This is a genomic window from Planctomycetia bacterium (assembly GCA_015075745.1).
Taxonomy (GTDB): Bacteria; Planctomycetota; Phycisphaerae; order UBA1845; family UTPLA1; genus UTPLA1.
Genome location: JABTTW010000002.1, coordinates 1,110,281 through 1,125,170, shown reverse-complemented (window position 1 = coordinate 1,125,170; position 14,890 = coordinate 1,110,281). Strand labels below are relative to the sequence as shown.

At 60.1% G+C, this 14,890-nt stretch carries 7 protein-coding genes; 3 read left to right on the top strand and 4 right to left on the bottom strand.

The features are described from left to right. The first annotated feature begins 622 nt into the window (after positions 1-622). Positions 623-2,596, top strand: a complete 1,974-nt coding sequence (locus HS101_18190; GenBank protein MBE7508198.1) for a PQQ-binding-like beta-propeller repeat protein — start codon at positions 623-625, stop codon at positions 2,594-2,596. Positions 2,597-2,664: 68 nt separating this feature from the next. On the opposite strand, the gene HS101_18185 is transcribed toward HS101_18190, so the two are convergent. Beyond that, positions 2,665-3,381: a hypothetical protein gene (locus HS101_18185; GenBank protein MBE7508197.1), complete on the bottom strand. Its 717-nt coding sequence runs from the start codon at positions 3,379-3,381 to the stop codon at positions 2,665-2,667. A gap of 100 nt (positions 3,382-3,481) precedes the next feature. After that, on the bottom strand, positions 3,482-5,572 hold the full coding sequence (locus HS101_18180) for an elongation factor G (protein MBE7508196.1): 2,091 nt from the start codon (positions 5,570-5,572) through the stop codon (positions 3,482-3,484). A gap of 659 nt (positions 5,573-6,231) precedes the next feature. Between HS101_18180 and HS101_18175 the strand changes: the two genes are divergently transcribed. Further along, the gene (locus HS101_18175) at positions 6,232-8,151 is read left to right on the top strand and encodes a hypothetical protein (protein ID MBE7508195.1); all 1,920 of its coding nucleotides are present in this window, start codon (positions 6,232-6,234) and stop codon (positions 8,149-8,151) included. A 237-nt stretch (positions 8,152-8,388) separates the two neighbouring features. Then, complete coding sequence (locus HS101_18170; GenBank protein ID MBE7508194.1) at positions 8,389-12,006, top strand: tandem-95 repeat protein; 3,618 nt, start codon at positions 8,389-8,391, stop codon at positions 12,004-12,006. A 36-nt stretch (positions 12,007-12,042) separates the two neighbouring features. Here HS101_18170 and HS101_18165 read toward each other — a convergent pair whose 3' ends face one another. Together HS101_18165 and tnpA are read right to left on the bottom strand one after the other, a co-directional pair. Further along, positions 12,043-12,987 (bottom strand): hypothetical protein, encoded by a 945-nt coding sequence (locus HS101_18165; protein ID MBE7508193.1) that lies wholly within the window; start codon positions 12,985-12,987, stop codon positions 12,043-12,045. Positions 12,988-13,814: 827 nt separating this feature from the next. Continuing rightward, entirely contained in the window at positions 13,815-14,267 is a 453-nt protein-coding gene (gene tnpA / locus HS101_18160; GenBank protein MBE7508192.1) for an IS200/IS605 family transposase, read from the bottom strand. Positions 14,268-14,890 lie beyond the last annotated feature (623 nt).

Sequence of the window (14,890 nt, the reverse complement as noted above, 5' to 3'; positions counted from 1 at the left end):
TTTCACCCGGGAAGTGCTGTTAACCCTGATGCCGGCTCATTCAGGAGTCGCCCGCGCCCGGCGGTACCAATGTCTTATTTCACCGGCGACCCTTGCAATCATCGATTGTACAGATTTATACTAAGCGAATCATAGGAACAGTGACGGTCTCCTCGGGCATGCGCAGTCATTTCAATTAGGGAGGCACTCATCGTTCCCAAGGAGCTGGACGATGAGGCCGTCTTGTTCTTACCTTAAATGCGTCGGAAGACTGGCAACGATAACCATGCTCTTTTCTGCATCACCGCTCTTGGCGGATGATGCGGAGTGGTCGCAGTGGAGGGGCGGAAAACGATTCGGAGTCAGAGCCGACGGCGCCACCCCGACGAGTTGGAGTGACAAGGATGGACTCCGCTGGAAGACGGTCGTACCTGGACAGGGCCATTCCTCTCCGATCGTCGTTGCAGATCGCGTCTATGTCACGACGGCCTACCCCTCTGTTCAAATGGCTTGGGTCGAGCAATTTTTCTCATACGGATTGACGGCGCTGGCCCTATTGGTTGGTCTCGTATTTGTGCGAATTATCATTCGGAGCAGCCAAACGAATTTCCCGGGCTATGGAATCGTTAGTCAAGTCACAACCATGGCTGCATTCATCGGCGCCGCTTGCCTCATCTGGTTCTTTGTCTTCTTTGCGCCTGCCGCAATCGACTACGAAAGATGCGTCATCCGTGCCTGGCTCGGCTCAAGCATTATGGTCGGCCTGTGCATTCTCCTGATGGAATACCACGCCGCGCCGGGCTCGATCTGGCGCATCGTGATGGGCGTCGCCGGGCTTGTCTTTGGCGTCATGGTCTTCATCTTTTCCCCCTCCAAAGACCATGCGTTTCGCGGAGGCTACTTCGGCGCCAGTGCAATAGTGGTTTGGGCAAGCGCGGCGATTCCCTTTCTCAGTGGCTTGGCCAGCCTTGTAAACTATGGCATGACGCGCCGGTTGGTTTCTGCCGAACCTCAAGGGATCGCGAGATCGACCATGCTCCGCCGTTCATCATACTTTTATTCGTTCGCCGTTGTGGTGGGCCTCGTCATCAGCACCGTAATCGGCGCAAAAATCGTTCGTCAGAGACCACTCCCGGGCGAGGAAACCTCATGGGGCGTACGCTCCGTTCCTATGGATGAGTTGGCCATTTGGATGTGTGGCGCTATCCCAATCGTCTTTGGACTTGTCCTCTTGATGAGAAGCGGCATTGCAAGAACGGAACAAGACTCGGCCCGCTGGCCAGTCCGTCGATCGCTTGTGGTGTTTGCTTCTTCCCTCTTCGTATGTGCCGCGGGACTGATGGTCGCTGCGTTTGTTCTCGATTCTCTCGTGGCGAAGTCACCGTATTTGACGTACCACCTGGCCAGGCCGAAATGGATTCCGATGAATGGCTGGTCCACACTCATCGCGGTGCTTGCGATCATGTTCGCTTACGCCGTCTATGAACTTGTGGTCCTTTGTAGGTCCGCAGCCGCCCGGCCGATTGTTCCAGGAACGCTTAAGCCGCTCTTGTTGGCGGTCGCAATCTTTACCTTCGTTCGGGTTAACTTTATTTCGAACGATGTTGTCTACGCCCGGGCGATTGTCTGTCTGGACAGCAAAACCGGTGAGACGGTTTGGACGACCGAAGGGCTCTACGCCCCGGAAGGCCAATTACACAAGATCAATTCGCCAGCTACTCCCACATCCTGCCACCATCGACAGAAGTTGTATTCGTTCTTCGGTTGCGGTGGGCTGATGTGTATTGACCTGCATGGCAAGTTGCTGTGGGAAAACAAGAAGGTGCTATTTAAGAGCATTTACGGCGTCGGGGTGTCGCTGACCGCAAATGAGGATTTGCTCTTTGTGTGGCGCGGATTGTGGAATCGCCCGCAATTGACTGCTGTCGATTGCAATACCGGTCAGGTGCTTTGGCAGGAACTGTTCGACACCAACCCGAAGGTGGCGGAAAGCGGGAGCAGCAGGACCCCCGTGGTCGATACGATCAATGGTCAGCCGACTATTCTCGTATGGGATTTCGTGGGGCTGACGGGTCTTGACGTTACCACGGGCAAGAAGAAGTGGCACCATCCCATCGACTACAGTTTCGACGGCGACCTGGTCGCAAGCATTGTTATGGATGACGATCGTATTTACTGCGTGGGGTCCAAGCGAACGACGGCCCTCGCCAAGTCTAAGCTCGGCTCCACCGATGACCCCGAAGTGTGGAGCGTGATCGTTCCGTCGTCGAACTGCTCCTCTCCAATTCTCACACATGGAAAGCTATACGCGGTGACCGACGGCGGAGTCGCGGTCTGTCTGGATACCGCGACAGGCGAGAAGCTATGGCGAGACCGGCTCGGAGGCATGCACTATGCGTCTCCGGTTGCCTCCGGCGACTACGTCTACTTCACCAATGATCGGGGTTTGACCACCATCCTGGATGCGACTCAATCTGAGTTTAGCGTGGTGGCAAAGTGCGACATCAAGTCCCCGACATACGCCTCGTTCGCGATACTTCCCGACTCGCTAATTGGACGCACCGAGGACTTCGTCTTTCGTGTTGATGGCAGCAAACCCTTTGCCAGTCGAAATTGAGTCCGGTTCGACGTTGGTCTCCCTCAGCCTGAGATGGGCCCAACGTGCGTGACAAACGAGCACGCCTCTTAGAGCGCTGCGGCCCGCGTGATCCGATCCCGTACCCAGTCCAGCGTCACGCCCTTCTCATTGAGCATCTGCGAGACGAATCCGTCGGGTTCTCGTAAGAGCGCCAGCAGAAGGTGCTCGTCGCGGATCTCGCCGTGGCCCAGGCGATTGGCCGAGTCCACAGCCTGAATCAGGCGATGCCAGAACTTCGGCGAGCGAAATGCCTTGGCCAGCTCCTGCTGATGAATCCACTCGTGACCATCATGGCCGGAGGCCGTCGCCATGTGGCTCTCATCCGTCGCCGATCGCAGAAGCGTCAGAATCTCCTCTCGCAACGCCTCAATCTTGACGCCGCGCGCCGTCAACGCCGCCGCCGCCAGGTTGGTGTTTTCACGAAGGATTCCCAGAAGCAGGTGCTCTGTTCCGATGTACTTATGGCCCACCTTGCGGGCTTCCTCGATCGCGAAAAGGATTACTTGGCGGGTCTCGGCGCTCTGCGCCAGCTTCGCCTGGTGAAGCTCCTTGTTGCCTGGCTCAACCCGCTTGGCCAAGTCGGCACGCATCGCCTCAATGTCAACATCCAGATTGTGTAGGGCCAAGACCCCCACGCTACCGCCGACATTCAAAAGGCCCAAAAGCACATGCGTTGGGGAAAGGTTTTCATGATGAAGTTGGATGGCCTCGAGGTTGGCAAGCGCCAAGGCCCGGCGGGCTCGATCGCTGAATCGTTCGTGCATGGTGGCGACCTCCGAATGTGCGATGTATCACAAATCTTGACGAGGATGAGTCGCGAGTTCGCGCTCTACCAAAGAAGGGACGACTCCGCGCCGTCCAATCTTACTTCTTGGCCTTCTTCGCCGCCTCGACGATTTCCACCTGGATCGACGCCGGGACGCGCTTGTATTTCAGGAACTCCATCGTAAACGAAGCCTTGCCCTGCGACATCGAGCGAACGTCTGTCGCATAGCCGAACATCTTCGCCAGCGGGACCTCCGCATCAATCACAGTCAGCGGGCCCCGATTCTCCGTCGCCAGAACAAGTCCGCGCCGGCTCGCCAGATCGCCGATGATCGACCCCTGAAACTCCGACGGCGTCTCCGCCTGGACCTTCATGATCGGCTCGAGCAATACCGGCTTGCTGGCCAGAAACGCCTCGCGGAAGGCGTCGCGTGCACAAATCTGAAACGCCATGTCGGACGAATCCACCGCGTGGCTCGACCCGTCTTCGAGAATCATCTTCACGCCTGTGATCTGATAGCCCGCCAACGGCCCCTTCGCCAGCATCGACTGATATCCCTTGTCGACCGACGGAATGTACTCGGTCGGGATGCGTCCGCCGAAGACCTTGTTCTCGAATTCGTACCCGGTCTCGTGGTCATCCGGCAGCGGCTCGAGCGTTCCGACGACGTGGGCATACTGGCCCGATCCGCCGGTCTGCTTCTTGTGCTTGTAGTTGTACGGCACTGCCTGCGACGGCGCTTCGCGGTAGCTGACCCGCGGCTGACCGACCACCAGCTCCACCTTGTACTCACGGCGAATGCGCTCGCAATAAACATCGAGGTGCAGTTCCCCCATGCCCGAGATGATCGTCTCTCCCGTCTCGGGGTCGCTGCTCACGTGAAAAGTGGGGTCTTCCTTCGCGAATCGCGATACGGCCTTCGAAAACTTGTCCCGGTCGGCGCTGCGCGCCGGTGACACGGCGAGCGAAATCACCGGGTCCATCACGTGCATCGACTCCAGCGAGTAACTCGCGCCCTCGCCGCAGAACGTGTCGCCAGAGACGCAGTCGATTCCGACCACCGCCACGATGTCGCCCGCGGACGCGTTGTCGATGTCTTCGCGATCGTTCGCGTGCATCCGAAGGATTCGGCCGAAGCGAGCCGGCTTGCCCGTTCGGGAAATCGTGTAGCGCTCGCCCCGAGTCATCTTGCCCTGGTAGATGCGCATGTAGGTAAGCTGCCCGAATGTCTCATCCACCAGCTTGAACGCCAGCCCCACAAAGGCAGCGTCTGGGCTCGCCTCAAGCGGAACTTCGGCCTCGCCGTTGTCCATGTCGTACGCGAAGATCTCGCGATCGAGAGGGCTGGGCAGATACCGAATGATCGCGTCAAGCAGAAGCTGGACGCCCTTGTTCTTATAAGCTGATCCCATCAGCACAGGTGAGAAATCGCCCGAAATACAGCCGCGCCGAACGATGGTGTGGATAAGTTCCTCGGGAACCGGCTTCTCCTCCAGCATGATGGAAAGCAGTTCGTCGTCGTGAAGACTCAGCGCATCCAGCATGCCGGCCCGTGCGCTCTGGGCCTCATCCTTCAACGATTCAGGGATCGGCTCCCACCGAATCCTCTCGCCGCGATCACCGTCGAAGTAGGCCGCCTGCATCCGAACCAGGTCGATGATTCCCTGCAGGTCGTTGCCCAGACCGATCGGGAGCTGCATCTGAACGGTCGTCAGGCCGAGCTTCTCTTCGAGGCCCTTGATCACGTTGACCGGATCGGCGCCCTGACGATCGAGCTTGTTGATAAAGCAGATTCGCGGCACCCGGTACCGCTTCATTTGCCGATCGACCGTGATCGACTGCGACTGCACACCGGCGACGCCGCACAGTACCAGGATCGCCCCGTCCAATACGCGAAGCGACCGCTCGACTTCCACCGTGAAGTCCACGTGCCCCGGCGTGTCGATGATGTTGATCGGGTTCTCGTTCCACTCGACGCGCGTCGCGGCGCTGGTGATCGTGATGCCGCGCTCGCGCTCCAGGTCCATATAGTCCATCGTCGCGCCTTCGCCGTCCTTACCCTTCACCTCCTGAATCTTGTGGATTCGGCCGGCGTAATACAGAATGCGCTCCGTCAGCGTGGTCTTGCCCGAATCGATATGGGCGGAAATCCCGACGTTGCGCAAATGTGATAGGGGCGACGCGTTCATCTCATCACCTTCGGTCGTAGTCCTGACTTTCGTCGAAACGGCCATCTCGTCAACTCCGCATGTCTCGACATGCACATTCATTCCAATTCAGCCTGCCGCTAAAATTGCGGAGCTGAAACCTTGCCGCCCCGCGACGTTTTGCGGTTCGGCGACGATCTTCCCTTGGTATTTCAAAGGGGGAGAATCGATTCGGCGGTCTGATCGGCTGGTTAAGGCCGAGCCCCTTAGTATATCCGGTCCATAAAACACCAGTCAAACAAAATTTTGACCTTCGTCCGAGAAAAGGCCTCCGCGCTTACCTCCTACAACCGCTGTCCCGACGCCGCGCGCTGCCGCCGCCTTTCTATCGGGCAGTCGCCGTCCCGCCCCCAAACCACTCCGGACGTCTGCGGAACTATGTCCTTTGCACGTCGAGATTTGTTTCCGATGCTTTGGTTGGCGGTGGCCCGATCTGTGCCGAGTCCCCGCCATGGCCGAGAAGATTGCCAGGCGAAGAATCGCTGTGCGAGCACAGACCGTCGCCTCCCGGGCCCCGGAGCAATTGGAAGTGACACCAGATGAATACCCGCACACCAGTACCGTCCAACTCGCCAAGGCCGTCCATAGGCATTCGCCGGTTTCCGTTCGTTTCGATCCTCGCTCTCGTCTGCACGATTCCGATGACCGCTCATTGGTGCCCGGCGGCTGTGGTCTCGTGGATTGGTGGCTCAGGAAGCAACTGGAGCACCGCCGCCAACTGGTCCGGCGGAAAGCTGCCGACCACCAGCGACGTCGCCCAATTCAGTGCATCGGGGACCAGTGACGTCACGATCAACACCAACGTCAGCATCAACGGCCTGGACGTAAAAGCAGGCTACACCGGCACCATCACCCAGGCAGCAGGGGCCCAGCTCACCGTCGGCAGCACCGGAATACTCTTCGCCGACGGGACCTTTCGCGGCGGCGACGCCATGATCGACTGCAACGGCCCCTTCATCCAAAGCGCGGGAACCTTCCAATCGACCTCCGGCACGTTTTTTGTACTCAGAAATCTCACCATCTCCGGCGGCACTTTTCTTCACAACGGCGGTACTGTGACCCTCGACACCTATGACAAGTCCGTCAACGTCGGCTCCGCCGTCCTCAACAACCTCACCATCGCCACCGGCGGCAACAGCGTCACGACTACCGGAACCATTACGCTTGCTGGAAATCTGGTCATCAGCTCCGTCAATTACATGAACGGCGGAACCATCGCCGTCGCCGGAAACGTCACCTCCAACGACACCGCCCTGATTGGCTATCCCGGTACTGTCATCTTGTTCAACGGAACCGGCAACCAATCCCTCATCGCCGGTGTTCCCAATGCCTTGGTTCCAAGCGTGAACATCGACAAGCCGAGCGGAACCCTCACCATCAACGGACCGATCGGCGTCTTCAATCACTGGACCCACTCCGCCGGTCTCGTCGATCCCGGTACCCAGCCGCTCCAGTTCGTCGGCTTCGACAAGACCATCGTTCCAGGCTCAATGACCTACGGCGATGTCGTCTTCAACACCGGCGGCAACAGCATTACGACGTCCGGCACGATGGACGTGAACGGCTCATTCACCATCCAGAGTGTCAATTACATGAACGGCGGCGCCATCAATGTGGCGGGCAACGTCACCTCCAACGACACCGCCCTGATCGGCTATCCCGGCACCGTCATCCGTTTCGATGGCGCCGGCGATCAGTCGCTCACCGCTGGTGTTCCAAATGCACTGGTTCCCAGCGTGGATATCAATAAGCCAGGCGGAACCCTGACCATCGCCGGGCCCATCGGGGTCTTCAATCATTGGACCCATACCGCCGGAAACGTCGACGCCGGCCCCCAGGCCCTTCGTTTTGTCGGCTACGACAAGACGATCACGCCGGGAACCATGAGCTACGGCAATGTAGAAATCAGCACCGGCGGTAACAGTGTCACCGTCAACGGGCCGATGGATGTCAACGGCAGCTTCACCCTGACCAGCGTCAACTACTTTCAGGGTGGAACGATCTACGTGGCCGGCGACATTTCAACCGCGGACTCGTCAGTCCAAAGCTGGAATGCCGTTACGCTGGTCCTCGATGGAGACGGCGATCAGACCATCGACACCAACGGCGGCGCCGGCAAGCTCCCCCGAGATATCACCATTAACAAGAGTCGCTGCGTGGCCGGCTCTGTCAAACTAAATGCCGATCTCGTCCTCAATCAGTATTCGCAGGACCTGATCATCGCCGAAGGCACGCTCGACCTTCAGGGCCACAATCTCACCGTGAACGGTAGCGCCGGTAAACTCATCGTCGAATCCGGCGGGATTCTCCGCTTCGACGCCGCCTCCAGAGTCACGACCAACACGAATTGTCCTGAATTGCGCTGCGGCAGCATGGTGAAGATCAACGACGGCGCCACTTATTTCTTCCCCTCACACACCGCCTCGGATGTCTCCGGCCTCGCGGGCAACTCCGGTTGGACCGTCGTCGGTTCCTGCGCAGCGAGTGATTCGCCCTCCGACTGCGAATCCACCAAGACGAAAATCGTCAAGTGGCGGGAAGTGCGTAACAGTTCGTCATAACAACTCCGTCATCGCGCCGAAAGGGCCGTGGGGCACGCCCCGCTTTTCGCGTTTCCCCTTCAAATCCGGCCCTCTTTCTTGACCCGATCTCACAAACTCCGTTAGACTGTCAACTAGTCGCAGGCGGAGGGGGAAACTCATCCCGCACACCGGGGGCCTGGCGACCGACGGCGTCATTGCCGCCTCGCAACCGCGCTCATGCGCTCAATCGCTATCGCGACAGGGGAGAATTGCATCATGCTCGCTGGACGGCGCCGTTTCCTCTTTCGGCTCAAAGCCCTGCTCTGTGCCGCCCTCATTCTCAACATCAACTACTGGGCCGGCTGCGGCGCAAACAGTTTCGACGCCGCCCGAGCCATCCGGATCAACCTCACCCCCAATCATCCACTCACACTCGAACTCAACAACACCGCCTTCGGCGGCGCCATCGCACTCGAAATTGACCCGTCCTCCAACCAATTCCGACTCATCTACCCCGAGCCCGATCGAAACATCCAGGGCGGTTACGGTGAAGGCCGCGATGGTCTCGCACTGACAAACCTCGCCACCAGCCGCCGCGGCAAGAACACCTCCATGGAGTTCAATCCCAAGACAAAACAGGTCACCCGCGTCATCTCCGCACGGGGCGACCAGTGGCAGCCGGAAAAAGTCCTATCCGCCCGAGAGCTGCCCGTCGGCCTTACCGGCGTCGACGCCTACGTTGCCGCTAACCCGGAGTTGATGAGTCTCGTCGTCGATCCCACGAAGGTCGACGAAGTCCTGAGCCTCAGCGGCAAGGACAACAGCGCCCAACTCGTCATTGACCCCACTGTCATTCTCCTCGCGTTTCTCTTCCAGTTCTGTCCCGGCTGTCTCGGCTATCTGCTTCTCTTCACAATCTTCCAGATCATCGCCGACGTCATTTTCAACTACCTCTCCCAGCAGCCCGACGACGGCGGCGACGACGGCGATGGCGGCTCTCAACCGCTCCCAACCCCCGCGCCCCCGATCGCCCGGCCCGACGCTGCCACTACGCCCGAAGACACTCCCGTCACCATCGACGTGCTCGCCAACGATGAAGATGCCGACTTCGGTCTCGCCGTCTCGTCCGTTCGCATCGTCCTCGCCCCCGCAAGCGGCACGACGAGCGTAAACGCGATGACCGGCGCCATCACCTACACACCCAACACAGACTTCAACGGTCCCGACGCCTTCGCTTACGAAGTCTGCGATGCCGGAGCGGTTCCCCTCTGCGCCACGACCGTCGTCTCCGTCACCGTCACACCGCTGAACGATCCGCCCATGGCGTTCAACGATGTCGGCGCCACCTTCGAAGACGATCCGCCCCTCAATCTCCCCTTCGCGACCCTGCTCGCCAATGACACCGACGTGGACCTGCCGACCGGCGACATGCTCACCATCTCCAACGTCACCGACTCATTCGCCGGAGCCGTCGTCACCATCGTCGGCACCAACGTCATCTACGATCACACCGGCCTCTTCCAGAGCCTCTCCGCCGGCGCGAACACAACCGACCTCTTCACCTACACCATGCAGGACCTGGCCGGCGCAACCAGCACCGCCACAGTCACCATCAACATCACCGGCCGCAATGACGACCCCATCGCCGCGGACGACGAATTCGCGGTCGACGCCGATGGTCCCGCCACGACCCAGCCCGCCTCCTTCTTCCTCGCCAACGACACCGACATCGACGCCGACGACGTCCTGACAATTGTCTCCATCGACGCCGCAAGCGCCACCGGCGCCGTCTCGCTCGATAGCAACGAAGTCACCTACGACCCCGGCGAAAGCTTCCTCGAACTCGGCGCCGGTCAGAACGCCACCGACACCTTTACCTACACCATCGACGACGCCCACGGCGGCCAGGACACCGCCGTCGTCACCGTCACGGTAAACGGCGTCAACGATCCGCCCGTCGCGATGGATGACGAAGGCCAGGCGACGGAAGACGGCGACCCCGTCACCCTCTTCGGCCCCGACCTCCTCGCCAACGACTTCGACATCGACATCGGCGACAGCATCGCCATCTCCAACGTCACCGATTCCGCCGCCGGCGCCGTCGTCTCCATCGTCGGCGACGACGTCATCTACGACCACACCGGCCTCTTCCAGGAGCTCGCCGCCGGCGCAAACACGACCGACACCTTCACCTACACAATTGAGGACCTCGCCGGCCTCACCGCCTCCGCGACCGTCACCATGACCGTCACCGGAGTCAATGACCCGCCCGTCGCCGAAGATGACATGGTCGAAGTCCTCAAGGACGCTCCGCCGCTCGTCATCCCGATCGCGACGATCCTCTCCAATGACTCCGACATTGACATCGGCGACACATTTTTCATCTCCAACGTCACCGACTCCATCGCCGGGGCCGTCGTCTCGATCGTCGGCGACGATGTCATCTACGATTTCACCGGCCTCTTCAATGATCTCGGCCAGGATGAATCGACCACCGACACCTTCACCTACACCATCGAAGACACCTTTGGCGCGCAAAGCACCGCGACCGTCACCGTCACCGTTAACGGCTCCAACGACGAACCCATCGTCGCCGAGCCATCCGTCTTGAACGTAGACGAAGACTCCCAGGACAACCCCCTCAACATCGTCGCCCCCACCGACCCCGACGTCGGCGACATGCTGACCATCACCGTCACCGGCCTGCCCGATGCCATGCTCGGAACCGTCACCCTCGCCGACGGCACGCCGGTCATGGTCACCGACATCCTCAGCGAAGCCGATCTCACCGGCCTGCTCTTCGACGCGGCCCTCGATGCATCAGGGCCAGCCGGCGACTTCGCCTACGACGTCACCGACGGCCTCGCCACGGTCGGCAGCACGGTGACCATCAACGTCGCCGCCGTCGCCGATGCGCCGAACCTCTCCGTCATGGACACGTCGGGCCTGACCAACGAAGCCATCGCCCTCGACATCACAGCCTCGCTGGTCGACTCCGACGGCTCCGAAACGCTCTCCATCACAGTCGAAAACGTCCCGCTCGACGCGACGCTCTCAGCGGGAACAGACAACGGCGGCGGCTCCTGGACCCTCGCCCCCGGTGACCTCGCAGGCCTCACCCTCACCGCGATGACCGCCGATACAGTCATGCTGAGCGTCACAGCGACCGCCACCGAGACCTCCAACAACGACATGGCGTCGACGATGGACACGCTCACCGTCACCGTCACCATGCAGGCCCTGACCCTCTTCACCGAGGGAAACGACGCGGTCGATTTCAACACCCTTGTGGCCGGTCAGTTCAGCAAGACTGAGTACTACGACGCGCTCGGCGGGGATGACATGGTCACGCTCCCGGACATTGGCTCCGGCCCGTCCGATTTCGACAAGTCGATCACCTTCTTCGGCGGCGACGGCAATGACACGATTCAGGGCGGCAACCGCGCGGACATGATCGAGGGCGGCGACGACAACGATATGCTCTTCGGCGGACCCGGCGCGGACACCCTCACCGGCGGTCCCGGGAACGATATGGCCGCGGGCGGCCTTGGGCCCGACTTTTTTTTTGCAGGGACAGGTAACGACACCTACATGTCCGACAGTCGAATGACCGGCGGATTCTTCACGGAGAACGGTTCCGACGCCTTTGACGGCCAGGAGGATTTTGACGTTCTTCAGCTCAGCGGCGGCGGCTGGACGGTGACGGTCATGGGTGTCGGCACCCTGACACCCGGGGACTTCATCGGCGGGTCTTACACCCAAGGCGGCGCCGCATTCGGCGGAATGGTCTCGGTCACGTTGTCCGGCTCGGCCGATCCCACCCAGGATGGCGTCCACGGCATCCAGTTCGTGAACATCGAAGAAATCCGTCTCGTCGACGGCAGCCTCAAATAACCCCTCTCATCAGCCAGCCATTGCCCCGCAGCCGGGCTAATTCACCTCGGCCAGCTCCGTCTTCACCGGCTCCGCTACCAGCGTCTGCACCGCCATCGCCAGGAAGGGCGGATACAGTTTGCGGATCGCCTCGCGGTACTGATCGGTGTTGATCTTCTTGATGATGCCCGCGACCGGCAGGAAGTCTTCCTTCTCCACAACTGTCTCGTCGGAGATCAGCGATCGCTCGGCGAAGTGAAACCCGGACTTCTCGCCCTTGGTCACGCGCATGATCGACCACTTCTCCATCGACGCCACCTGGCGATAAACGCTGATTCGAAATCGCACGCGCAGCGCCGCGTCCGCGCCGGTCTCCTCGATCAGGTCCTGCTCCACCTGCTCCACGGTGCGCATGTCGTTCGTCCCCAAGATGACGTCGTAGCCCGTCGCCGGCTCGATGACGAGCAGCCGCGGCACGCCGACATCCGTCCCGGCCACGTTGAAGGCATGGCCCAGGTCGTTGTGGCCCGGCTCGCCGAGGACCAGCTTCTTGTAAGACGGCGCCGAGCGGACGGCCTCCTGCGGGATCAATTCGTAGCCCTCGGCCTTGAGCAGCCCGACGAAGTGGTCGTGCAGCTCGTCGGGGAACTCCTTGCGCAGTGCCTCGTCGATCTGAATGCGAATCCGGCCTGCACCGGCCATCGAGGTGACGAAGCCGATGGGGATGAATTCGTGGATCACCACGCCGGGCTGGTTGTCGGAGAGCGATTCGAGCTTTTCGGTGACGTATTCAATCGCAAATTCGACCAGGGCGACTTTGCGATAGCCGGTGGGGGGGATGTGCTGGGGCTCCTGCTCCCAGTATCTGGGCGCCGAAGTTTTTTGATTCTCTGCGCCGTCGAGCTTCGCCTCGCTCAGCTTGACCGGCGGCTCGTGGCAACCAGCCGCCAGAATCGTTAATCCAATGAGGACACGCGGTGCGATCCATTTTCCGAAAATCATTCAGTCCTTTCCAAGTTGGCCCGGTTCGGGGCCTTGTCCGTGCGGGTCGGGCATTATAGTCATCGGCCGCCCGGCCGCTGCCGCGCCACGCGCCGTTGGGCTGAAACGCCGTTTCGGGCGTCGACAAATCCAGGGTGACAATAGGCGGGAAAAAGGGGCCGAGGGAACGAGGGGCCGAGGCGCCGAGGGTGAAAACAAGGGCGTTGATCGCGCGCAAGTGCTGCAAAATCGAAGGTGACATAAGGTGACACATGGTTCTTGGAAATCGTGCCAACACTTGTGGAGGGCATGAGTTGGGGCGCTTCGGGTTTTTGGCGGTTTTTCGTGAAAATGCGCAAGGTGAAACACGACCGGTACATGCCCGAAAGAGCACGGAAAATTTCGGGGAATTTCGTTTGTAAGTCTTTGAAAAATGTGCCGGGAGGGTGACACAAGAAGGGGCCGAGGGGTCGAGGTTCCAAGGGGCCGAGGGTCTTTTTTCGAGTGCTCATCGCGCGGCACCTCATGCGCCAGGGTCAAATTGGGCTCCATCTAAGGATTCTTGCTCTATGTGCGCGCAGATTAGGCCGGTTCTTCCAGAGGCCGGGCTTTAGCCGGCCGGTGTTTGCAACCGGTTTCAACCGGTGGTGGGCGGGCCGATCTCAAAGCCGCTCGTGCGAGAATTCCTTCTCGCACGAATGATTTTTCGCCCCGAAGCGGGTGACGGATTGTAGCCACGGGTGGAGCGAAGGCGGCGCATGCCGCCGAGCGCAACCCGTGGAATTGATCGCGCAGCGCTCCCCGCCCCGGCTAGGGGCGGAGGAAGCTTTCGACTGGGCAGAGGTGCATCAATCACACACATACTTCACGTCGAACTCGACCCCGTGCGCCCTCAGCAATCGCAGCAACTCCGATCGAAAATCTTCACGCCGATGATGCTCGGCCTGATTCGCGATGTATTTTTTAACCACGTCTTCCTGCGACTTGCTGACCGAAAAGGCGGAGTAACCCTCCTGCCATGCAAACGCGGCGAGCTCTGGAAACGTTTCATGGACCCATTTCGACGACCGCGCTTTCACGACTCGCATCAGATTTGAAATCGACTCGTCCGGCCGCCAGCGCAAGTACAGGTGCACATGATCCTCCATGCCGCCGACGTCGAGCAGTGTCCCCTTCTCAGTGCGAATGATCCCGCCGATGTATGGGAAGAGACGCTCTGCGATCTGCGCACTGATCCATTTCTCGCGATGCTTGGTGCTGAAGACGACGTGTAACAGAACCTGCGAGTACGTGCCGGGCATGCGACACCTGCTGGTCAACGGAGACTTCCAACGCCCCTTCGGGGCTTATCATACTCGTCGAACCATTCCACGGGTTCCGCATCGCCAACGGCTGGCGCCTCGGCGATGCTCCACCCGTGGCTACATTCCAACGCCCCCTTGGGGGGCTAAAAATGGAATCCCACGAGACTTACTTGCGATGATGCTCTCAGGCGTGGAGTGCGAATTGGAAGGGCATCAGGATCAGTTGCCGCAGGCGCGGGCGCGGAGCAAGATTTCATATATGGAGCCCAATTTGACCCTGGCGCATGAGGTGCCGAGCGATGAACACTCTAAGACCCTCGACCCGTTGCCTTGTTGACCCCTCCCCGACTCTAGTCCAGGGCCGCATATCTCGTGCCTTTTTCACCGAAAAACCGCCAAAAACCTGCACCACCCCAACACATGCCCGCCACAAGTGTTGGCACGATTCTCGAAGGCCTTGTGTCACCTTATGTCACCTTGCGAAACTACGGCGTTGGTCCATTGTTTCGGCCATGGAGAGCAAATTCGCAGATTCCGACGGAACCGGCCCCCGGGCTCGCGTCTTTTATATGGCAGACAGCGGAAGGAAACGCATCATTTGACCCGCGGATTACAAGACG

Coding starts and splice junctions, on each gene's coding strand:
- HS101_18190 (MBE7508198.1), top strand. CDS start 623: ATGGCTGCATTCATCGGCGCCGCTTGCCTCATCTGGTTCTTTGTCTTC.
- HS101_18185 (MBE7508197.1), bottom strand. CDS start 3,381: ATGCACGAACGATTCAGCGATCGAGCCCGCCGGGCCTTGGCGCTTGCC.
- HS101_18180 (MBE7508196.1), bottom strand. CDS start 5,572: ATGAACGCGTCGCCCCTATCACATTTGCGCAACGTCGGGATTTCCGCC.
- HS101_18175 (MBE7508195.1), top strand. CDS start 6,232: ATGACCGCTCATTGGTGCCCGGCGGCTGTGGTCTCGTGGATTGGTGGC.
- HS101_18170 (MBE7508194.1), top strand. CDS start 8,389: ATGCTCGCTGGACGGCGCCGTTTCCTCTTTCGGCTCAAAGCCCTGCTC.
- HS101_18165 (MBE7508193.1), bottom strand. CDS start 12,987: ATGATTTTCGGAAAATGGATCGCACCGCGTGTCCTCATTGGATTAACG.
- tnpA (MBE7508192.1), bottom strand. CDS start 14,267: ATGCCCGGCACGTACTCGCAGGTTCTGTTACACGTCGTCTTCAGCACC.